This window comes from Thermostichus sp. OS-CIW-29 (assembly GCF_054058195.1).
Genome location: NZ_JBSSAB010000029.1, coordinates 16223 through 38872, shown reverse-complemented (window position 1 = coordinate 38872; position 22650 = coordinate 16223). Strand labels below are relative to the sequence as shown.

16 protein-coding genes are annotated in these 22650 nt (G+C 53.8%); 8 read left to right on the top strand and 8 right to left on the bottom strand.

Going from position 1 to position 22650, the window contains the following annotated elements:
• Positions 1-27: 27 nt before the first annotated feature.
• Complete coding sequence (locus ACVWZJ_RS10595) at positions 28-1245, bottom strand: RNA-guided endonuclease InsQ/TnpB family protein (RefSeq protein ID WP_457396009.1); 1218 nt, start codon at positions 1243-1245, stop codon at positions 28-30.
• Between the two features lie 241 nt (positions 1246-1486).
• Between ACVWZJ_RS10595 and ACVWZJ_RS10590 the strand changes: the two genes are divergently transcribed.
• The gene (locus ACVWZJ_RS10590; protein WP_457396007.1) at positions 1487-3751 is read left to right on the top strand and encodes a serine/threonine protein kinase; all 2265 of its coding nucleotides are present in this window, start codon (positions 1487-1489) and stop codon (positions 3749-3751) included.
• A gap of 951 nt (positions 3752-4702) precedes the next feature.
• On the opposite strand, the gene ACVWZJ_RS10585 is transcribed toward ACVWZJ_RS10590, so the two are convergent.
• From ACVWZJ_RS10585 to ACVWZJ_RS10575, 3 genes are all read right to left on the bottom strand, one after another.
• A complete protein-coding gene (locus tag ACVWZJ_RS10585; protein WP_457396006.1) occupies positions 4703-6670 on the bottom strand; it encodes an O-linked N-acetylglucosamine transferase, SPINDLY family protein in 1968 nt (655 codons plus the stop codon).
• Between the two features lie 201 nt (positions 6671-6871).
• Complete coding sequence (locus ACVWZJ_RS10580) at positions 6872-8590, bottom strand: glycosyltransferase family protein (protein WP_457396004.1); 1719 nt, start codon at positions 8588-8590, stop codon at positions 6872-6874.
• Positions 8591-8632: 42 nt separating this feature from the next.
• Entirely contained in the window at positions 8633-8905 is a 273-nt protein-coding gene (locus tag ACVWZJ_RS10575) for a hypothetical protein (protein WP_457384947.1), read from the bottom strand.
• A gap of 171 nt (positions 8906-9076) precedes the next feature.
• Here ACVWZJ_RS10575 and ACVWZJ_RS10570 point away from each other — a divergent pair, with 171 nt between their 5' ends.
• The 3 genes from ACVWZJ_RS10570 to ACVWZJ_RS10560 all read left to right on the top strand — a co-directional run bounded on the left by ACVWZJ_RS10570 (position 9077) and on the right by ACVWZJ_RS10560 (position 11667).
• On the top strand, positions 9077-9220 hold the full coding sequence (locus ACVWZJ_RS10570) for a hypothetical protein (protein ID WP_011432125.1): 144 nt from the start codon (positions 9077-9079) through the stop codon (positions 9218-9220).
• A 159-nt stretch (positions 9221-9379) separates the two neighbouring features.
• Complete coding sequence (locus tag ACVWZJ_RS10565; RefSeq protein ID WP_457396002.1) at positions 9380-10699, top strand: 2OG-Fe(II) oxygenase; 1320 nt, start codon at positions 9380-9382, stop codon at positions 10697-10699.
• Positions 10700-10716: 17 nt separating this feature from the next.
• The gene (locus tag ACVWZJ_RS10560; protein ID WP_457396000.1) at positions 10717-11667 is read left to right on the top strand and encodes a glycosyltransferase family 2 protein; all 951 of its coding nucleotides are present in this window, start codon (positions 10717-10719) and stop codon (positions 11665-11667) included.
• Positions 11668-11776: 109 nt separating this feature from the next.
• Here ACVWZJ_RS10560 and ACVWZJ_RS10555 read toward each other — a convergent pair whose 3' ends face one another.
• Positions 11777-12310: a type IV pilin protein gene (locus ACVWZJ_RS10555; RefSeq protein WP_457395998.1), complete on the bottom strand. Its 534-nt coding sequence runs from the start codon at positions 12308-12310 to the stop codon at positions 11777-11779.
• Positions 12311-12513: 203 nt separating this feature from the next.
• Here ACVWZJ_RS10555 and ACVWZJ_RS10550 point away from each other — a divergent pair, with 203 nt between their 5' ends.
• Entirely contained in the window at positions 12514-16293 is a 3780-nt protein-coding gene (locus tag ACVWZJ_RS10550; RefSeq protein WP_457395997.1) for an FkbM family methyltransferase, read from the top strand.
• Between the two features lie 207 nt (positions 16294-16500).
• Here the strand turns inward: ACVWZJ_RS10550 and ACVWZJ_RS10545 are convergent, their stop codons facing one another.
• Together ACVWZJ_RS10545 and ACVWZJ_RS10540 are read right to left on the bottom strand one after the other, a co-directional pair.
• Positions 16501-17019 (bottom strand): phosphoribosyltransferase, encoded by a 519-nt coding sequence (locus ACVWZJ_RS10545; protein WP_414329088.1) that lies wholly within the window; start codon positions 17017-17019, stop codon positions 16501-16503.
• Between the two features lie 65 nt (positions 17020-17084).
• Entirely contained in the window at positions 17085-18005 is a 921-nt protein-coding gene (locus tag ACVWZJ_RS10540; protein WP_457395995.1) for a branched-chain amino acid transaminase, read from the bottom strand.
• A gap of 376 nt (positions 18006-18381) precedes the next feature.
• On the opposite strand from ACVWZJ_RS10540, the gene ACVWZJ_RS10535 reads away from it, so the two are divergent.
• Both ACVWZJ_RS10535 and ACVWZJ_RS10530 read left to right on the top strand, forming a co-directional pair.
• Positions 18382-18642 (top strand): PepSY domain-containing protein, encoded by a 261-nt coding sequence (locus ACVWZJ_RS10535; protein ID WP_457395994.1) that lies wholly within the window; start codon positions 18382-18384, stop codon positions 18640-18642.
• Positions 18643-18877: 235 nt separating this feature from the next.
• Positions 18878-20320, top strand: a complete 1443-nt coding sequence (locus ACVWZJ_RS10530; RefSeq protein ID WP_457395992.1) for a hemolysin family protein — start codon at positions 18878-18880, stop codon at positions 20318-20320.
• 15 nt (positions 20321-20335) lie between these two features.
• On the opposite strand, the gene ACVWZJ_RS10525 is transcribed toward ACVWZJ_RS10530, so the two are convergent.
• On the bottom strand, positions 20336-21877 hold the full coding sequence (locus ACVWZJ_RS10525) for an aminotransferase class I/II-fold pyridoxal phosphate-dependent enzyme (RefSeq protein WP_011432136.1): 1542 nt from the start codon (positions 21875-21877) through the stop codon (positions 20336-20338).
• A 122-nt stretch (positions 21878-21999) separates the two neighbouring features.
• Between ACVWZJ_RS10525 and ACVWZJ_RS10520 the strand changes: the two genes are divergently transcribed.
• Positions 22000-22566, top strand: a complete 567-nt coding sequence (locus ACVWZJ_RS10520) for a DUF2854 domain-containing protein (protein ID WP_011432137.1) — start codon at positions 22000-22002, stop codon at positions 22564-22566.
• Positions 22567-22650 lie beyond the last annotated feature (84 nt).

Sequence of the window (22650 nt, the reverse complement as noted above, 5' to 3'; positions counted from 1 at the left end):
TTTAAGTAACAGTTAAGTAAATGTAAACTACCCGACCCTGACTGCTTCGCAGCACAGGGCGGGCTTAAGGCCTCCGGCCCGCTGGCGCGAACGGTAGCCCTGCAGTTGGCAAGCCAACCACGAGCCTCTAGGCTGGTTTACGGCAGCCCCCAAAAGCGCAATCACATTCGCACCATTCAAGTCCGCATCCCCTTCCCATCCACAGTGTCCACACTTAAACTGCTTCCCACTGCGGTAGGATTGCGCAGGGTCGGGATGAATGTGCAAACACCGGTGGCAGGTCTGCGACGTGTAGGCAGGCGGAACAAGAATCAAAGCAACCCCTGCACGCAGAGCCTTGTACTCCAAAAATTGACGGAGTTGATAAAACGCCCAACTGTTGGCCCTGCGCCGTTCGGCTTTGCTGCGTGGCTGTTGATTGACTCTTTTCCGAATCCCTGTCAAGTCTTCCAGAGCAAGAGCGCTGTTTGTCGCCTTTGCCCTAGAGACAATAGCTTTGGAGATGCGATGATTGACCCACGCCTGAAAGCGCCTCTCCTTGCCAGACAGCCGTTGCAACAGTTGACGGCATCTGCGCCGCGAACTGCGTGTGCCCTTACTGGCTTTGCGTTGAAGTACCGCCCTCAGCTTGGAGTAGTGGTCTCGGATTCGGTTCAACTGCTGTCCATTCCAGTTGTCCCCCTCTGACGTATGGGCAATATCCGTCCTTCCCAAATCCACGCCCAGCACTCTATCCGTGCCTTGCGGTGGGGATGGCTCCGCTTCCACACAGATTTGAATGAAGTAGGAACCGTCTTTGCGCTTGACCAGAGTGGCAGATTTGGGATTGGAGCCCGCCAACTGTTCTCTCTGGTAACGGCCAATCGCCAGCTCAAAGCGTTCTCGGCCTTCCACCGTGGTCAGCGACACCGTCCAGTCTTTCTCGCGGAACGAAAAGATACGAGCGTCGTAGGTAGCGAAGCCCCCTTTGAACGCTTTGACGGGGCGGTTTTTCTGTCGGGCAACTTTACGGGCGCCGACCAGCCGTCTGCAGACCTGCTGGGCCAAGTTACTGGACAAGCCGAACCGAGCACGGATTTCGCGGTAGCACAGAGACTGGAGCTTAACGGCGTTGGCGACTTTCTCGGGTGTGTTCTGGTTGACCCAGTTCAACGCCTGCACAAAGGCATCCATTGTCGCATCCAACTTTGCAGCTTGCGACTGGGACACCTTGAGCTTGCAGGAGACGGTCAGGACTTGGGTCATGGTTCTATCATAACTTCCGCATTCCTCCCGACCCTCGTCCTACGGACAGAGGGCGGGGCTCCTGCGATTTCTAGCTGAGAAGTCACCTTGAAGAATCAACTGAAAACCCCGCCATTTCCAACAGATGGCCCCAATCCGGATCCCTGAGTTCAGCCGCGACCTAGGCTGATGCAGACCTCAGCAATTCGGTTTATGGTATGGACATTCCCCCTGCAATTCCTCTTCTCCAAGCTGCAAACCCATGACCGCAGATCTCACCAACCGCATTTTGGGCAACCGCTACCAGCTGATTCAAGAAATTGGTAGCGGTGGTATGGGATCCGTCTTCCGCGCCTTAGACTTACACAACAACGGCCAAGAGGTAGCTGTCAAGATCTTATATGCCCCCATGCTGCTGAGCCGGGGCGACTTCCAGACAGACTTGCGCCGTCGCTTTGCCGAAGAGATCCGCGTTAGCACCCTTCTGGGGCAGCATCCTCGCATCGTCAAGGTTTTGGATCACGGCCAAGAGGGGGAGCAGGCCTACTTGGTGATGGAGTACCTCAAGGGGCAGGATCTGGGCAAGCTGATCCGAGAAAAAGGGGCTTTGCCGGTTCGACAAGCCGTTCGACTAGCCTTGCAGGCCTGTGAGGGGCTGCACTTTGCCCACACGTTTCAGGCCAAGGTAGAGGGTCGCGAGATTCGAGGCGTTATCCATCGCGACATCAAACCCAGCAACCTCTTCATCGAGCAAGTTTTTCAAAATGGCAAGCTTATCCCCCAACTGAAAATCCTCGACTTTGGCGTGGCCAAAACCCTGGCGGATCACACCCTCAGCCTGGGCACCCAAAAAGGGGGAGGATTTATCGGCACAGCTCGCTACGCCTCTCCCGAACAGATACGGGGCAAAGCCTTGGATGCCCGCTCGGATATCTACTCCTTTGGGGTAGTGCTCTACGAGATGCTGACGGGATCCATGCCCTTTCAGCTGGAAACCGACTCCCTGCACAGCTGGATCCACGCCCATTGCTACGAAAGCCCAATCGAGATCAACCCGAAGGCAGCTCCCCAGCCGATCCCACCCCCTTTAGCAGCGGTGGTGATGGATTGCCTGAAAAAAAACCCAGACGAACGACCGCAAACGATGCGGGAGCTGGGGGAACGACTGCTGCAAGCCTATGACCTGACGGCAACCACCCAACTCTCTAGTGGCCAAGCCAGCACTGTGATCCTGCCCACCGGCAGCGCTAAGGCTCAACGGGATGCTCCACCCTCTTCTGACCCCAAGCCACCAATCCAAACCACCCGCAATACAGGATCAGCTTCTGGAGCCTTTGAAGATATCCGCGATGAGGATCTGGATCTCATCGAAGATGAGCCGGTCTCTCCCCCCTCCCCAGGTGCAGGGATCCCCTATTACATCACCGAGCGGGAACCCTCCTCAGCAGAAGCTTCGCCGGAAACACCGGATCCCTCCCCCCAAAGTGAGGATGAAACTCCCAAAACGCCCTCCACAGTGATCCCAGCCAGCAACGCTCTCCCGACCGTTCAGGATCCCCCCGTCGCTCGCCCTGCCACGCCGGCACGAACCGATACTCCCCGCACTCGCCCTCTGCGGCAAGCTGCCCCCCAAACGGTTCTGCAACCTTCCGACAGCAACCTGAAGTGGGTTTTGGCCGGGGGATCCCTGGGCGTTATGGCTTTGCTGGCCGCCTTTTTGCTGTGGCCACGTCCAGCGGTTCGCGATACCCAGGAACAGCCGGATCGCACCCCAACTCCCGAACCCAAGGTAGAGCCCATACGCATAGAGCCTATACCCGTAAAACCAATCCTAGGGATCCCAACTCCCGGTTCTACGCCTACCCCTACGCCCGAAGCAACCCCCACGCCTACCCCTGAGGTAACTCCAGCGCCGACACCCACCCCGACTCCAGCACCAACACCCACTCCGGTGCCAACGCCCACCCCGACTCCAGCGCCAACACCCACTCCGACACCGACGCCCACCCCGACTCCAGCACCAACACCCACTCCGGTGCCAACGCCCACCCCGACTCCAGCACCAACACCCACTCCGACACCGACGCTTACCCCTATCCCTCGATTCACCCCGCTTGTCCCTCGTACTCCTACCCCCACCCCGCCTCCACCTCCTACTCCCACTGCCACACCTGCCCCAGCAACGCCAACACCTGCGGCAGAGCTGGCCCTCAGCGGCGAGTGGCTTTACGAGGGAGGATCTTTTATCTGGCAGGGATCCCTGTGCAAGGTCAATGTTGCGGCTGGCGTCCAGGAAACCGTCTCCATTCGTCAGGAGGGCAACCAGATCAGCGTTTCCTCCCCCAGCTTTTCTGAGCGCAGTGGCCAGCTCATCGGCAACCAACTTTCCGTTAGCGGCAGGATAGGGGGTAGCGGTACCCCAACCGTTGCTTGGAGTGGCACGGTCAGCCCTGACGGGCGCGTGATTCGCGGCAGAGCCACCTGTGGCAGCGCTGACTTTGCCATCAAGCTCACCCGCCAGAGCTAGAGGCCGACACCCCCCCCTCGGTCTCCGCCACCGCCGTTTTCCCTGTCGTCAGGCTTCTGCTGGATGGGAGGGGGAGGAGGAGGCGCGGCAGAGGTTTCCCTCACCACCTCGAGGGTATAGGGACCTCGGCCTGGGCTACCCGGAGCAACGCTGCGGGAATTCTGGGCCCAGTAGCTTTGCACCAGCACTGAGTAACAGCGGTCTAGCCGTACTGGGATCGTCAGCTCGGAGGTGGTGAAATCACCAGGCTTTGCGTCATCGTTGATGAAGAAGAATTCCGGATCAGTCTCCCTGTTGACATCAAGACCAAAGATGACCAGCACAGGGTCGAAGACTGGACTAGTTAGGCGGATAGTAACTCCTGTAACATTGGCTGCAGAAGGAAAGTAAAGGAATCCATCGACATAAAAGGTAAACGTGCCAGGGGGAGGTGGAACTTCCCGGGCATTTATGACATTGTCCCTCTCATCGAAGTAGATCTCCAAGTCGCTATTTGGCCCCAAGGTTCCACTGCGCCTATCCCCCTGTCGGCGCAGACCAATCGATGCAAAAAGGCCTGGACTGAAGGCTTGTTCGCAGACGTTCACCAGAGGCGGTATTGTACTCCCTCCACTTCCTCCACAGCCTGCCAAAACCGCAGCTGAGGCCAAAAGGCCCAAGAAAACCCTCTGCAGGGATCCCTGCGGAGCTCTAGAAGCATTCGATGCTGGCCCTGGCATAAGCACTCCTCCGGACACCGGATGTCAATGTTCCTCTAGATTACGATGCTCTGAGCAATTCTCAGCAAAATGCAGATCACTGACAGGATTTTCCCACGTTTAGGCTTGCACCGGCCTGGGGGGGCTGTTCCGCTGTTGACCTCGAGAAGGGAGCTTCAAGGGCGTAGTGGGGCCGTTGAGCCAATTTTGTCCTCAGGAAGGGATCCAGAGCAAAACCCTTTTTCGCAGTGGGCTAACCACTACTGGCGTCGGGCTTCCTGGTGAGGAAGAAATGGGCCAGGGCTGCCACACATTCTCGATCTTCAAAGAGTAGGTCGCGTCGCTGCCGAACCTCTTCAGTCATATGGTGGCGAAACTCAGGATCGGATCCCAGTTTTACGGCCAAATCCTCGTAGCTTTTCAGATCCGAGGCAATTAAACTGTCCAGCCCCATTCTTTTGAGAATGGCATAGGTATGCCGGCCCCGCATCAGCTTTCCAGGGCAAGTGATTACAGGTAACCCAATCGCAACGGCTTCTAGGGTGGTGATCCCACCTGACCAGCCGTAGGAATCCAACATGAGATCCGCACAGCGGTTGAGATCCAAGTAGTCTTGATGGTCTAATCCAGGCAGAACCAGACAGTGGTCTTCTGCATTGAGACCGTACAGGGAAAAAGCCCGGGTGAGCCGTTGCTGAAATTGTCGAGCAATGGCAGCATTGGGCAGAGCCAAGAAGACAAACTGAGCGTTGGGCACTCGCTTAGCAATAGCGGCAAAAAGATAGTCATATTGGGGCAGATATTTACCCAAGTATTGACAAGCTAGGTAAACCACTGCGTTTCTGCGCAGGCCGAAATCCTCTCGATAGCGCTTTTGCTGAGGCAAAACCGGCTTTTCGAAGCAAGTGCCCAAATGAGGTAAACGAATCAGGGTTTCACTATAATGTTCTTGAGCATCCTCTGGCTCCATTAAATCGCTGGAGAGGAAATAGTCAATCGTAGAAAGTCCAGAAGTTATAGGATGAGCCCAAGTGGAGCACTGTATCGGTGCCAGTCGCAGGGAAGCCAGTTGCAGAATAAGAGGTGAAAGACCAATCTCCAAATACACCAAAATATCTAGCTGATCCTGCAGGATTTGTCGGGCTGCATCCTCAAGTCCGGTGGGAATGTGTCGAAACACATCGGCATATTGACGATACCGGTCTGTCATGAAATCGGTTCTGGGATCCAAGTGATAGGCGAAGACTTGAAACTTTCGCTCCGAGTTAGCCTGTCCATCAATCCAATTAGCATTTAGGTACTTAACCCAACCCAGAGATAAGCGGCTGTAAGAGCAAGCTCGCATGGAAGCTGAGGCAAACCCAACTCGGAGGGGATCCCCTGGTTGGGATTGGCAAGGAAGATATCTCCAATCGGGATAACAGGCGTTGACTATGCGTTGAACAAACTGGGCATATTTTTTCTGTAAATCCAGGTCGTTGTAGCCTTGGTACTGTAGGTAGTGATTGGTTCCCAGTCCTGATGCCCACAGCGCTGTGCGACGTTGCTCCTCTGTTTCTAGGGGAGTTTCCTCAATAAGACAATCCAGATGCTCGATAAAGCGAGCACGAAAGGAGTTGAGTTCTTCCTCGCTCCGATAGACTGCTGGCAGATACAGATGATAAAACCAACGAGCCTGTTCTAACTGGGGATCCAAAGCCAATGCTTTCTCCAGGTGATCCAAGGCAACAGCGTGTTCTCCTTGATCTCGACAGGCGATGGCCAGATTCAGATGCACCTCTTCCAAAGGGATCCCTGCTGCTCGATCCGAGTTTACCAACAGGGAATTGAGCAGGGGGATCGCCTCTTCGCAGCGACGTAAGTTAACGAGGATCTTGCCAGCTTGAAAGGCGGAAAGAGTGGCATCGGGATTGAGGTTTAAGCTCTGCCGGTAGCAGGATAAGGCTTTCTCCCATTGGCCCGAAGACTCGTAGACCACGCCTAAGTTGTGATGATAAAGAGCTACGCAAGGATTTAACTCAATAGCCTCGGCAATTAGCGCAGCTGCCCATTCCAAATCCCCCTTGGTCTGGGCCACCGTTCCCAGCAGGTGCAAAGCGTCGGCTTGCTCAGGAAACTCCGCCAAGATCTCGGAGTAAATGGCTTCTGCTTGTCGCAAATCTCCTGCTTGCTGGGCTTGGATCCCGGCTAGAAGTTTGTTTGTAAGTATCCAGTCTGACATCTACTACAAGATGGCTAGAAATTCTCCTGACTTGTCTGCCCAGTATAGTTTTTTCCAGTTATAGTCAGTTCAGTTGGGGATAAGATGACTTTACAGGCAAGATAACATGCAGGTAGACCTAAAGAGGAAGCTTAGATCTGAGAGAGAGTCGTATTTGTTCCGCTCCGTGGCTCATTTTTTTACTTTGTTCAGCTACTTTACCTAAACGTAAGCTCTGCTCAGGTAACAGAGACAGCCGTAGTTACCTTGAGAAATCTCCCCCTGCCAGAGGAGATGGGATTGATCCAGCATCTGGTCAATCTGCTTGCGGTCTTGCTCAGAAGTAAACTCCACGTAAATCACCTTGATGTCTTTGAGCTGCTCTTGCAAGCTGGTCAACACCTCCACCTCGTTCCCACCTGTAGCTACCCTGAGCACATCGATAGACTCCAAACCCAGCTCCCTCAGAGCTGTCCTTGCCCCCCGGAGAGGGAGCACCTGCTCTACTCCCCACTCTGTCTCGATGTCTTCTGGCCAGAGGCGACGAGTCCTGCAGCTATCCTGCCCTGCCAAGCCCACTGAGTGCACAAAGCAGTTGCCCAAACCAAGAGCATTCTGCTGCAGCAGGTGCAAAGCCAAGGGATCCACCTCAAAACAATGAATGGCCGCCTCAGGGCAGAAACCCCGAAAACAAACGCTACCAAGGCCTACCCCAGCTCCGATGTCGATAACCATCTGCACCTGACTAGACAGAAACACAGGAAAGTTAAGATACGTCCTCTCGTAAAAAACGGTGTCTGGGTAGAGCCTTACCGAAAACCTGAGTTTGCCAAAGTCAAAGCTAGTCAACACTGCTTCCATTAACTTACTGGCATTGGCCAAAAGAAGTTGGTGGTCCTCTGCCAAGACAAAAGCAAAGTTAGCCCTCACAGGCCGCCCCAGCCGCTGCAAGTCCTCAGCTGTGCACACCACCGCATCAAAGCTGGGCCAACTGCTCGGCTCCCCCCTCACCTCATGAACTCGCTCGGGCACTCCCTTCTGCTGCAGCAGACCACAGGGATCCCCAAACCCCTCTTCCACGTACAGCTCCAGCCGCGGCAAGTCCAGCAAGTCCGCGGCTATCACCCCAGGACAGCCTCGGCCAACAAATACCCTCAGTCGCTCCTGCACGCGATGCAGCTCTTGAATGGGCTCGTAGATTCCTAGTCGTGTGTCTATCCAGGCAGAGCTGGCCGTGCTGACAAAGTAGCGAACATCGGAGCAAGGGGAGTAGCGAAAAGGCTCCGGCAGCTCTCCCCCAAACACCCAGTCCAGCAGGTTCTGAATGCGGTGGCGGGGATGCCAGTGTTGGTCGAAAGTGTGATAAGCGCGGCGGGCAATTTGAATGGCCTCCTGGGGATGGTCTAGGTAGTAGCGGATTTTCTCCAGGAGTTGGGCTTCGGAGTTGTAGGTGTCGCAGTAGGTGCCGGGCGCCAAAAGTTCGTCCAATCCTGAGGCGAAGGAGAGCTGGTCGGTGAGCAGAAAGCCCCCCACGGAAATCACTTCCAAGTTCCTTAAGTTCAGATCCCCATTTTGGCTGCAGTTAAAGGAAATCAGAGAATGGGCAAACCATTTGGCTGCCTCTTGGCGGTTGGCTGTTTTGATGAGGATGGGCAAATCTGCATTCTTTATGGCTTGAACCAGCCGGCAACGCCTGGGATGGCGGGATCCCTGTTGGCCGATAAAGACCACTTGATTTTCTCTATCTTCCACCCAATCGTGGGTAACAGTGCGCATGGAGATAAGAGGCAACCAGGCAAGATTCTCAGCGCCTGCTGCGGCAAACCAGTGCAAATGCTGGAAGTTATAGGCAGTAGCGACGTAATCAAAGCCTTCAGTAGCCCAGTAGGCCAAGAGATGGTTGATGGGAAGTTTCCAGTGGTGGGTGTCTCCAGCTAGCAAGAGTGTGGGGCATTTAAACTTCCTTGTATTTAGGGGATTACTCTAGTCAAAGCTGGAAGTCCAAACAATAACTAGGTCAAACTCCTTATTTGTAATTTGCTCAGACTGCTGCACAAAGTCATAGAGGTCATAGTCTCCCTCTGGGCACTCCACCAATTCCTTAGAGAGATTGACAAAGTTTAGTCCAAAGCCCTTGGCTCTCCTCTTGGGGCAAAGACTGACCTGCCGATCTGAAAGCTGCGGGGGCGGGATATAGTCTGGCGGAGTTGGCCAATTGAGGAGAATTCGCGGAGCATTGGCCTTGATGTCTTGCATTTCTCGACTCCCCAAGTTGAGCGGCAGGTTCTTCTAGCTCCTACAGGCTACTAGGATTGGACACAACAACAAGGGATCTCTGTTGCCCTGGAAAACGATAAGCCGAGCATAGGTTATAAGCAACCCCATGGATCCCTGTCTGCAAGAGCCGAATCCAGTTTACCTGCCTGGATGGCCCCTACCCAAGACGAGCTCTCCTACGACAATGGCATACCCATGGAAAGCTGGCGGCACACGTGCCAGATGGACTTGCTCATCTCCACCACCCATGCCGAGCGAGGTTTTGAGGCTGTACCCAGCGAAGTGGGAGGGTAGGAGGCCACCTGGATTCTGTGGGCCACTGCCGCTGGGGAACTGATGCCTGCCAAGGCTGAACTGGAGCAGCAAAGGGCTGAGCGCCTGGCCTAAAAGTTGTGAGAACTGGGGGTGGATCCGGGTACATTAAGCTAGAGCAGACGTCAGGGATCCCTCTCCATGCAGCGCCAAGACCTCGCACAGGATCTTGCCTTAGAACTGGAGCAAACCCAGAGTCTCACCCAGCTATTGGACTGGGCCTTAGCTCGTCTCCCTGCCCAACAGATCTTCTGCCAGATTGGCTGGGAAGAGTCCGCAGCTATTCTGCAGGCAATGCTTCGCTATACTGAAAAGCTGGCGGTGATTCTGCGGGATCCTCTGCAGAACTCATCCGAAAAGCCAATTAGCACGGAAGATATCCAAACTCAAATTTCTCAATTGGGATTAGAAGAACGGGTTCTACTTTTGGAAGGTTCTGTTCCTGCCCTTCTAGCAGATCTATGGCACTGGTTCCCAGAGACCCAGATTGGCGTTTGCTTCCAGACTGAGCTCACCGATTATCGCACCCATCTACTTCGATCGTTGCTACTGCGGAATTACTTGGCTGACTTAGCCCTATACTTAGTTAACCATTGCCGCTACGGAGCCATAGCCCAAGCCAACCTAGATTTGATGGGGGTGGATCCCAGTTTTCACCTGCAGAAGATTTTGCCCAATCTAGGCCAAGGGATCCATCTCCTCACTTGGGATCCCCAGCACAAAGGGTTAACCGAGCAGGATCTCGCTCACATCCAAGCAATTGGCCCTGGATCACTGCTGGCAGCTAACCCGGTATTCCTGACTTTTACCCAGCCGGATCCCTCAGAACCCAACCGGTTTTACCCCTGTAAATACATCAAGCTGGATAACTTCCTGCCTCAAGAGCTCAACCAAGCCATTCTCCAACATGCCATTACCCACCAAGACAAGTTTATCCCTTCCAAGAGCTACAGCAAGAGCAACACCGAGGCAGAGTCACTAAAATTTCGCCGCTCCCTGAGGCTGGACTTCGCTTACTTTCAGGAGCATGGATCCCTGCTGCGAGAAAAAATTGCGGCTGTTGCTCCCCAAATCTTCGCCGAGCTAGGCATTGAGAACTTTGACATTCAAATCTTTGAGATGGAGATGATTGCCAGCCATGATGGCTGCTTCTTTACCGCCCACACCGATAACTCCTACCCACAAACTGCCTTCCGCCAGGTGAGCTGCGTATATTACTTCCACAAAGAGCCAAAGCCTTATCGAGGAGGTGAGCTGCGCATCTACGATACCCAAAGGCAAAAACCTCATCCACCAATCCTGCACGGGGCATACGATGAGGTAACTCCTACAAATAACAGCATCGTCTTCTTCTCCAGCAGTTGCCTACATGAGATCCTGCCGGTATTTAGCCCTAGCCAAGCCTTTGCCGATAGCCGCTTCACTATCAATACTTGGCTAGGAGCCAAGCAATTCACCTAAAGGCTTGCAGCTCCACCATGGCCAGAGTTTGTATTGTAACCACTGTTCGAGATCCAGGCCTATGCCTAGAGTCATTTATTCGCTATCACCTTGCTATTGGGATCGACCATATTTACGTCTTCTTTGACGATCCAGAGGATCCTGCTGTACAGATAGCGCTTAAGTTTTCCAATGTAACAGCTATTCCCAACGACGAAGCTCTACAAGTTCAACAAGCGTTATGGAATGTTCTCTATCCCACATGTGAGCCCCACATCGGCTATGAAGTTATGGCTCGCCAGATCCTTAACGTAGAAACTGCTATACAGCTTGCTCTAGAGCAGGAAATGGACTGGATTCTTCATATTGATGGAGATGAGCTTTTTTATCCTGGCCAGATGTCAGCTTCAGATTATTTTGATCAATTAAGCAGTAACATATCCCAAGTTAGGTTTCTAAACTACGAGGCAGCTCCCGAAGTATTTGACATCGGCGACTACTTTCACGAGGTCACGTTATTTAAGAAGAATCCTGCTACCTTGAACCCTGAATTCTACACTCAGTTTCGAAGTATCTCTGGTAAGAGCCAATACTTTCTAGCTTACCAAAATGGAAAATCGGCAGCTCGGCTCCATCCTGATCTTTTGCCCAATGGCGTACACGGCTTTGATGTTCCTGAAAATTATACCTTGGTAGCATCTTTACCTTGCGTTTTGCACTACTTGAACTGCGGATTTCAGAACTACTACAAGAAATACGCCCAACTAGGAAAATTTCCTGATTACTGGTGGGGCTCAAAATCTACACCTATCTGCTTCCCTTTTCACTTGGCCTCACGGGATGCCTACTGCTCAGGAGATATGGCTTGCATGGCAACCCTCTATCAAGAGTTCGTACTTTATGACAATCCTGCAATCAACCAGAGCCTCATCGAAAAGGGTATTCTTACTCGCATCTCCTACCCATCACAGTTACTGTCCTCGCTCTAGTTCACTGGTTTAGCCTAGAGCCCTTGCCTACTCTTGAGGGAGACTGGAGCAACTGAAATAAAAAAGCTCCCCACAGGGAGCCACGGAGTACATAAAGTAGAGATAGAAACTAGTCAAAGACGTTGCAGCTCTTACCAACAAAGGTAGCCGCAGTAGCCACAACTGTCTCCTGTGATCCCAGCCCAATGCTGCATTGAATTCTGGTGCCAGAAGCGTTGATGTACTTATCGTTCTTTGCTGTGGTGTCCCAGCGCATTCCCTGAGGCGAAACAGAAGAAATATCGGTGGCCACTGGTAGCGTGTAGTTGGGAGCGCTCCACGGGTCATTCATGTATTTATCCTGCTTACTGCCGCAGTAGTCTGTGGGGCAGCCGTACTGAATCCTAGTGTAGTGATTAGGATACTGGGAGAAGTCCAGCCGATAGACTTCAGAAGCACGACCTACCGCAGTAAGAGCTGCCTGGGCTTCAGCCGTGCGGGAGCGGCGCACTTGGTTCAAGAACTGCGGGATCGCCACCGCCGACAAAATGCCGACGATCACAATTACCACCAGCAGTTCGATCAGGGTGAAGCCCTTGGCTTTGGAGAGAATTTGCTGAGCCAGCTTGGCCCGAAACAGAGACTGACGAGACTTTGCGCTCATGAGTACCAGATCCTTTAGCAAACTAGAGAGTTAACTGTGCAGCTCACCTGCTAGTGCTAACTTACCCCGCTCAAGGGCGATTCATAACAGCCTGCTCCCTGGCGCAATTGCGGATTTTTGCCAGATGAGCCTGACACAGGTCAGTGGTTTAGCTGAGCCGGCCTCAGCATGGCAGATTAAGACTAGCACTCTTCCTTCAACCTATGAACCCTACGCTGCAAGCCCGGATCCTAGAAGCCAAGCAACTGCTTCAGCAGTCTCCCGATGCTTTTGTGGAGTGGTTGGTGGCTTTTTACCGAGAGCAAGGCGCAAAGGATTGGCAGGAGTTCCTGTGGGGTTTCTTTGACCTCTCCCCATCTTCATTGGCCAATGAGCCAGCCTTCCCCTCTGAGCCAGAGGCAATTACCCTATCGGCGCTGGAGCAGGCCTTGGCTGCTGGCCAGCTGAGCCTTGCTTACCAGCTCTACACGCCTCTGGTGAGAACAGGGATCCTGTCTCAGGAGAAAGTCTTGGATTTGTTACTATCCCTCGCAGGCCGTCTAGAAAATAGCCCAACGCAGGATCCACAGCAGCGTCTTCAGGCTTGTCTAAAGCTGCGGGAGATGGCCTTTGAGCTGGATCCAAGCCGGCGGGACAACACCCAAGTTTTGCTGATGCGGACCCTGCAAGCTCAGGATGAGCTGGCAGTTGGCTTTTATGGGCAAGCCTTGCTGGATGGCCTAGGAGGCGAGGGCAGCCTGGACATTACTCAGGAGCCGCTCCTCACTGAATTGCTCGCGCGGCTATGGGATGACGGCTACCTGAGCTTGTTTTTTGAGGTGGCCACAGCTTTACAAGCTCGTCTTTTGGAGGACCAGAAATCCGGATTTGCTGCTTTGCTAGCCCAGCTGGCTCATGCTGTGGATCCCGAGCAGGCGAAGCGCTATGAAGGTTTGTGGACGATAGAGGACTTAATCGGTGACTTTTTTCAGAGGGCAGCCCGCGCCTTCTTCCAGAACTCTACCAGTGATGGCTATTCCATTTTAGGAGAAGCTCTCATCACGGCGGCCGAGAGCTCACAGGTGCAAGAGAACTTTACTCTTCGTCTATCCCTTCTATCAGAATCGATGGAAAAGTTGATCCATGCTGCCCAGCCAGAACGGATAAACCTTGTTATTCAAAAAATTATAGACTTGATTTTGTCAAGGGAAACTAACTTAGAGTCCTTAAAAATTGATGACGAAAATCTACTTGAGAGCTTAACAATTTCCAAATCCATTATATTTCGAGTTTGCTTTTGTTGGAGTTATCTAACTGACGATCGCTCTCTGATTCGTCATTACCAACAAATTGGTGGTAGAATCTTTAACGACTGCCTAAGCTTAATGGCTTCTCAGCGAGACTTTCTTTGGTCGGAATATTGGCAGAAGAATCAGCAAGACTACTGCGGATCTGGCAGAACTAAGCGAAAGCTGAGGGTAGGCTTTCTGGGTAACTGCTTTCATCGGCACTCGGTTGGCTTTCTCAGTGAGGCTACTCTCAGGAACCTATCTCGCGATCTTCTGGACGTTGTCTACTACTACTACCAGGGGTGGAAAAATGAAGATATGGCCAGTCATGACAATATGTATCAAAAGTTTCGCTCTCACGAAAATCTCCATTTTCGCTTTTTTCCAGGAGAAACCAATCCGCCTCAGGTAGCTGCTCAAGCACGCGAGGATCGCATCGATATCATGGTTTTTATGGACTCCCTTACCAGTCACGATGCCAACATCGTAGCAGCTTTGCGGGCCGCTCCTATCCAAATTGGTTGGCTTGGCGGAGATGCTGTCGGTTTGCCAGAATTTGATTACTTTTTCGCCGATCCCTATGTCCTTCCTGAAGATGCGCAGGCCGATTACCATGAAAAAATTATCCGCTTGCCTAGCTACTGTGCTGTGGACTATCTGGACGTCCTGCCCGCTGATAAGATAGATTTCAGAGCTAAGCTGAGAATCGATCCGCAAGATATTGTTCTTCTAACTGCGGCCAGTGCCTACAAGCGCACCCCCGAATGTATTGATGCTCACCTGCAGATTCTAAAAGTCGTACCTAACGGTATCCTAATTGTCAAAGGCTCAGGGGAAATTGCCACAGTTATCAGGCGCTATCAGGAAAGAGCCAAAGAATTAGATGTTTTGGATCGCGTCCGATTTCTAGCCAAAACCAGCACTGTAGAAGAGCATCGCGGCCAACTGGCTTTGGTGGATCTGGTCTTAGATACCTTTCCCTACACAGGCGCAACCCACACTATGGAAGCCCTCTACATGGGCGTGCCAGTTCTCACCTTGGTAGGTCGCCATTACTATGGCCGAATGAGCTATAGCTTGCTGAAAAATGTAGGCCTTGAAGATTGCATCACTTGGTCGGTGGAAGAGTTTATCCAACGCGGGATCCAACTAGGCAATGATCCGGAGTGGATTAATCGGATCAAAAGGCAAATCAAGGATTCTCGCCGTTGGTCGGTGATTTGGGATCCAAGAGAACATGCCCGCAGCATGGAAGCTGCTTTCTTCCACATCCTGGAAGGTAAATCCCACGAAACTTATACGTTTCACCCCAACGACTTGTACTCAACTCCAGATGAATGGAACCAAGCTGGGATCGAGCTCATTCGATCCCTAAGTGCTGATGCTTCAGTCTCAACACGTCAATCTGCTTGGGAAGAGGCACTATCCCTGTGGCGAAGAAGTTTGGCTAAGGATCCCCGCCATGTTCCCTGCTGGCTAAATCGAATACATGCTCTACTGGTACTGGGCGATCGTCCTCGCGCCTTTGAAGATGCCTACGCTCTACTAGAATTTCTGTGCACAGAAGCGGCAGGTTTACGTCCTTCCAAAGCGATAGATCTCCCCATCTGGGTTGAAAGCGAAGTTTCTGCCCGCCCAAATGCTTACACGAAACACAGTTACCTCTATTATTTAGCCAGATGGATAGCTACTCATATTGGGGTCGTATACAGCCCAGAAGCCATGCGATTTTGGAACCTAACTTATTCGATAGATCCAGATGATGAACAAGCAGCTCTGGCGGTAGCGATTGAGCTTCTCTCGCAGAAAAAGATAGAAGGGCTAATACCAATTAACCATATACTTAGCCTTGATCCAACTCATCGCCAAGCATGCCTGGTCAAGGAAATTGCACTGTGGGAGGTTGTGTCTCAAGTGCAAACAGCCTCTTTCCCTGCGCAGCCCGATCTCTATTTTGACTATGAAAATTGCAGACTCTCCCTCGAGCCTTCGTTCTCGAGTGTTGTCACGCGCGTTCTACTTACTCAAGGAGAATGGCTTGAGAGCGAGATTAGCTTCTGCAAGCACTTTTTAAGACCAGGGATGAATGTAATCGACGTAGGGGCAAATGTTGGGGTATACACTTTCCTTGCTGCGCATCGAGTAGGTCCTACGGGTAGTGTAATCGCAATTGAGCCCACGGCTTCTTGTCTTCAGTGTATGCGGAAGACAATAAGTGCCAGCTCCCTAGAGGATGTTGTCTTCCTCATAGAAGCCGCCGCTGGGGATCATGAAGACACTATTCAGCTAAGGGAAGAAAGAGCTAGTGTCTTCAATTCTGTCGATGATCCGAAGCAGATGTCAGAACGGGAACCAAACGATGATGGAAAAATTGTGAACCTTGTTACCTTGGACTCCGTCTGGCGCTCGAAAGGTGAACCCCAGATTGATCTCATCAAGATCGATGCAGAAAGTGCAGAAGATCGAGTGATTTCAGGCGGTAAAGAGTTGCTTAGCGCCAGCCACCCTGTCATCATTTTTGAGAACAAGCGTAGCCCCATTGGAACTGCTACAGCTAAAGTACTGGAACTTTTGGGGTACGAGTTTTATACATACAACCGTTTTCTGAATAAGCTAACCAGAGTAAAGCCTCAGCAATACCCCATTGCTGCCTCAAACACTATTGCAATCCATCCCTCAGATCTAGGAAAAGTTGCAGATATGATGTCGGTTTAGATCTGAGCCTGAGTTTCGCTCTTTCGCATACCATGCACAAGAAACTTAGCTGTGCGGAGTGGCTCCCGTCCTATAGGTTATTTCACCTTTCTGGTAAACAAGGCTTGCAGTAGGGATGGGCAATCGTAAGTAGACAGCTCATGCCGAGAACTCAAACTGACGCTGACCCTGTAGGCGCGGCGAGCAAGCCAATTTGAGCAAATTCAACTAACCGGAAGAGCGCAGCAACTGCATCAACTGCTGAGGCGTCATCTGCTCGTAGGGCTCAAAGGGCTGGTGGATCCAAGGGTTATCCGGCAAATAGTCCACATAGTAGTCGGGTTGATAGACGGAGGCAGCCTTGTACCACAGTACGCCGGTGCGGATCTCCTCGATGTAGAAGCCGTAGTGGTGCTTGAGCCAGTGGACAGAGCGCTTTAGGGTCATGCCAGAGTCTGCCAGATCGTCCACCAACAGCACGTGGCTGCCCAGGTTGGCGGTGGTCATGGCTAGATCCCGCGAGAAGGTCAGTTGCCCCCGCTGGCGGTTACCGGGCCCAGAGTAGGAAGAGGCTGAGAGAATAGCCAGGGGCAGGTCGAAAAGACGGGCCAAGGTATCGCCAATGCGCAGCCCCCCCTTGGCAATACAGACGATTTGGTTAAATTCCCACCCGCTTTCGTAGACTTTGACGGCCAACTCCTCGATTTTGCGGTGGTAGTCGGCCCAGGTAATGGAAATTTCGTGCAAGGGATCCCCCTCTACCCATCTAGAGTGCTCAGTTTAATAATGACGCTTCTCCCCTCGACTAGGGACTAGCTTTCTTTCAGAGGGATCACCTTCACCCAATGGGCATAGGCCGGATCCCGATTTTCGGTAATTGCCGTCAGCTTCTGCCGCAACTGCTCGGTGATGGGGCGGGAGGGGGGCAGGACGTGCTGCTCGATCTGGCGAATGGGGGTGATCTTGGCAGCAGTGCCGGTTAAAAAGGCCTCGTCAGCAATCAATAGCTCCGATTTGTCAACGGGCCGTTCTTGGGTAGGGATCCCCAGATCACGGGCCAGGGTGAGGACACTGTCGCGGGTGATCCCTTCCAAGATATCTTGGTCGAAGCTGGGGGTAATCAGCACGCCATTGCGCACGATGAAGATGTTCATGCCCGAGGCTTCGCTCACTTTGCCCTGGGAGTTCATCAAAATGGCCTCGTCATAGCCAGCCTGCGCCGCCTCGGTTTTGGCCAAAGAGGAAGTGATGTAGGCGCCGGTGATCTTGCCCCGCAATGGTAGGCTGCGATCCTCTTGCCGGGCCCAAGAGCTGATGCGGCAACTGACTCCCTCTGGCGAGAGGTAGTCCCCCAGTTCCAAGCCGTACACGAAAAAGTCTTTCTCAATGTTGTGCAGCCGCGGCGAGATGCCTAGGTCGGAGGTGTACACCAAGGGGCGGATGTAGAAAGACGTGGAGGGACGGTTTTTTCGGATCAGCTCGACGATCACCTGCTCAATCCGTTCAGCAGGGAGATCAAAACAGAGCAGGCGGGCGCTTTGACTCAGTCGTCGGCAATGGCGATCCAGACGGAACACCAGAACTTGATCCGGGTTTTGCGGATCAGGGATCCCGCGTAGGCCGCCGAACGCCGCTGTCCCGTAGTGCAGAGCATGGGTGGCAATGGAGATCTTCGCCTCAGCAAAGGGGACAATCTGGCCCTGAAAGTAGGCGTAGGGCAGAAAATCTGGCATGGTCGGCACCCACCGGGGTAGGAATGAGAGGTAGGAATATTATCACCGATTCGTGCAGTGCCGGGAGCTCCAACGTCGGCATGACTTCCCTGCCTGTAGTAGCAGCACGCGGGATAGGCGTAGAGGTATTCCTCCCCCGCAGCAGCGTTGTTTAGCCAGTCCATTTCTGAGAGGGTTGGATTGGAGAAGCAAACAGTTCGTAGCTGAAGAGGGGCCGAGCAACTACACCCTATGACGCAAGGGGGATGAACTCCTTGCGAAGGCAGCAATGCTCCTTGTGGCAAGGCTTCTTGAGTCTCAGGGTGGTAGGGTAAGGAGGTGGTTGCTCAAGCATCTGTAAATAAAGCCTGCAAAACTTTCGATTGCTGCCTTACTTTTGCTTGGCATTTTGTCCCCCGCTAGCCCGATGCTGTCGACGGGTGGGAGCCGGAGGGCTGCTTTTGCCCAATCTTTTGCTCTGGGTATCCCCATTGAGGAAGCTATTCGGATCGCTCGATCTGCCGTGCCCAATGCCGTGATTAAAGAAGTTGAGTTGGAGCGCGAAGATGGGCGCCTAGTTTGGGAAGTGAAATTTACCAACGATATTGAAGTCAAGATCGATGCCACTACCGGCAATATTGTCGATATCGACGACTAGCACTCAGGAGGTGCCCTTGCCTAGGCGGGGGTGAGCGTTGCCGGAAAAGGTTGTAGCTGTTACTGCTTGATGAATGAGAACTGCGAAAGCCGGGGATCCCTTTCCTTTTGGGCATGGGGAAAGCGTCTACACGGTAGCTGCCTGATGGCTGAAGCCGGTTCGACAGCTGGCTAGGGACAGGTGGTGGGGTCAGGCTGAGCTAGAATGCTGTCTATCCGTCTTGCTGCTCCCCCTGATGGACGACCCCCCTTTAGCCTCGGCGGCTACTTTCCCCAACACTGAGCTTTCGTGGGGAGATGCGTCGCTTAGTCTCCTTTGGGTCATCGGTCTTCTGGTCATCAACGCTTTCTTTGTCGCGGTCGAGTTTTCCTTGGTATCGGCGCGGCGCTCCCGGATGGTGCAGTTGGCCAGCGAAGGGAACCGGCAGGCAGCTCTTGTGCAAAAAGCCCAAGAGCAACTGGAATATGCCCTCTCCACCACCCAGTTGGGCATTACCCTGGCCAGTGTGTTGTTGGGCTGGATCGGGGCTACGCAAGTGGCGCCGACGCTGTTTCTGGCCTTGAGGCAGTTGGCTTGGCTTCAGAACCTGGATCCGGCCCTTATTCGAGGGGTGGCAGTGGTGCTGGTGTTTTCGCTGCTCACCTATTTTCAGATCGTGGTAGGGGAGCTGATCCCGAAGACTCTGGCCATCCTCTATTCGGAGCCGATTGCGCTCAAACTGGCCTGGCTCAACCGCTTGGTAAGCCGCTTCTTGCATCCTTTTGTCGAGCTGCTCCGCTTCTCCTCCCGCTGTGTGCTGCGCATCTTGGGCGTCCGCATCCCCGAGGCCACTTCCTTTTACAGCACCATGACGGTGGAGGAGCTGCAACTGTTGATCGCTTCCTCGGTGGAGTCGGGCAACATCGAGGCGGAAGAGCGAGAGCTGTTGAGCAACATCTTCGAGTTTGGCGAGACGGTGGCCAGCGAGGTGATGATCCCGCGTACCAGCATCGACGCGGTGCCGGAAACTGCAACGGTGCAAGAGGTGCTGGCCGAGGTGGCCGAATCAGGACACTCCCGTTACCCGGTCTACGGCGAGTCTTTGGATGACATCCGCGGGCTGATCCACGTTAAGGAGTTGATCGGCCAGTTGGCCAAGGGATCCATCGACCTCCACAGCCCCATCACGCCTTTTATCCGCGAGGCCCACTTTGAGCCGGAGAACAAGCCGATTGCCGAACTGTTGCCCGAAATGAGGCAGCACCACTGGCCGATGGTGGTGGTGGTGGATGAGTTTGGCGGCACGGCGGGCCTGATCACCATTCAAGACTTGGTGGAGGAGATTGTCGGCAAGCTCTCCGATGGCCCGGATCCCAACACCAAGGAGCCGGACATTCAAGAACTCGACGAAAATACCCTGCTCATTCAGGCTCAGCTAGATATTGAAGAGATCAACGAGCGCTGTGGCCTCAACCTGCCTCTGCACGAGGATTACCAAACGCTAGGGGGCTTTTTGATCTACCACATGCAGAAGATCCCACGTGCTGGGGAAAAGTTCACCTACCAAGAGATGGAGTTTCAGGTGGTGCGCATGGAGGGGCCACGGGTGGATCGGGTGAAGGTAGCCCGCCGCCCCGGCACTCCGGCAAACTCCCTACCGCTGCTCCCCCCGGCGCAAACGGCAAAAACCCGTCCATAAACCTGCTGGAGAGGACTAGGCCGTTGCTTTGACCACCTTCAGGGTTTGTAGGCGCACATCCTCTGGGCCGTTGATAAAGCCGCCTGCCTCATGCACCAACAGCAGATAGTTCACCGCCTCTTGAGTCACCTCTTCTCCCGGCACCAAAATCGGGATCCCAGGTGGATAGGGGGAGATGATCTCGGCGCAGATATGGCCCACTGCTTCTTGGAAAGGCACCCGCTGAATGGGAGCAAAAAAAGCCTCCCGGGGTGATAGCCGTTGTGGTGGCAAGCAAGGACGGGGCAGTTGTGCCAGCCGCTGCATTTTTTCCATTGCCGCTCTGGATGGGCGGGATCCCTGAAAATGTTGCGACAGGGCGGCGAAACTTTCCACCAGGCGGTCAATGTCTCGCTGGGTATTGCCGATGCTGACAATGAAGACCACATTGTGCAGGGTGGACATCTCCGGCTGCACGTGGAAGTGATCGTTAACCCAGTCGTGAGCATCGAAGCCGAACAACCCCAGCTCTGTCACCGTTACCGTGAGACGGGTGCGGTCGAAATCGAAAAAACCAGGGGTGGAGCCGATACGCTCTGGGCCAAAACAGCGCAAGCCGGGGATGCGGTTGAGACGGGCGCGGGCTTGATCTGCCAAAGCCAAGGCTTGGCCCAGCAGGGCTTCTCCCTCCAGTGCCATCTGCCGCCGCGCCACATCCAGCGACATCATCAGCACATAGCTGGGACTGGTCGATTGCAGCAGTTGCAGAACGTTGCGCACCCGGTTGGGGTCGATACGGGATCCCTGCAGGTGGAGCAGCGAGGCTTGCGTCATGCCGGAGATCACCTTGTGGGTGGACTGCACCACCAGATCGGCTCCGGCTTCCAGGGCCGAGATGGGCAATTCCGAATGAAACCCAAAATGGGGCCCGTGGGCCTCGTCCACCAATAGCGGCAGGCCGTGGGCATGGGCGATGGCTGCCAGAGATTCCAGGTCGCAGCAAACCCCGTAGTAGGTGGGGCTGACTACCAAAACGCCTTTGGCATCGGGATGCTCCGCCAAGGCCCCCTCCAAACCGGCTGGGGTAATCCCGTGGGCAATGCCCAGCTCCGGGTCAAAATCCGGCTCGATATAGGCCGGCACCGCCCCAGAGAGGATCACCCCGGCAATGGCGGATTTGTGGCAGTTGCGCGGCAAGAGGATCTTGTCTCCCGGATCGCACACCGCCATCACCAGTGTTTCCACGCCACAGGTGGAACCGTTGACCAAAAACCAACTGCGATCCGCTCCATAAGCTGCTGCCGCCAGCTCCTGGGCCTCTCGGATCACGCCATCGGGATCGTGGAGGTTGTCCACCTCTGGCAACTCGGTCAGATCCGCCCGGAAGACGTTCTCTCCCAAAAAGGTCCGCAAGTCGGCAGGGATCCCACGTCCCTGTTTGTGGCCTGGCGTGTGAAAAGGAGCCTTATCCAAGCTGCAATAGTGGCGGATGGCCTCAAATAGAGGTGCTCGCTCCTGGGCTTTGCGATCCAGCGAGCGCAAGCAACGAGAGGTTTTGGACAGATTGGACAGAACCACAGACCACTCCTCAACACACCAGGTGGGCATTTTGTGATTATCCATCCCAATGGAGGCTAAGTCCACCGCTGGCGCTTTTCCTGCTAGCCTGGGTTTTCAGGTGGCCTTTCTTCCTCTCCTGTATGTTTGAAAAACTGCCCTTCCCCCTGAGCACTCTCGTGTTGCTGGCCGGCGTTGCCGCCACGGCTTGGGGCTTTGCCCACTACAACGATCCCACCCTCAATCTCATTGGCCTGTTTGCCGGGATCCCCTTGCTGTTGGGAGGGGTGACCATGAAGGTAGTGGAACTCAAGCCGGTACCTGCCCTGGCCGCCCCTTCTCTCGAGGTGATCCAAGCCCGCGCCCAGCAGGCCACGGAAATTCAAAAGCAAGTCCGCGCCGATATCACCAAATATAGCTACGGGGCTAATGCCCACCTGGAAGATGCCCTGGAGTTTCTGGGTCTGCGCGGCCCTCTGGAAGCAGATCTGCCCAAGGTGAGAGGGTACAGAGAAGAGCTGCGAGATGGCCGGTATACCTTGGTGCTTCTGTTCGATTCCCCCAAGGTTCCCTTCCAACAATGGCAGGAAAGCTACCAGAAAAAAATGCAAGGCTTCTTTGGCCGAGATGTGGAGGTGCAACTGGGGCAGCCCCAAGAAAATCAGGTGGAATTGGCGCTTGTTGCCCGAGGTGGATCCCAGGCCACTTGAAGAAGCCATTAGCTGCTGAGTGCAACTCAACGGATCCCGAAGCTAATGCAGCCAGTAACTCAGGACTGTCGAGAGTTAACTCAT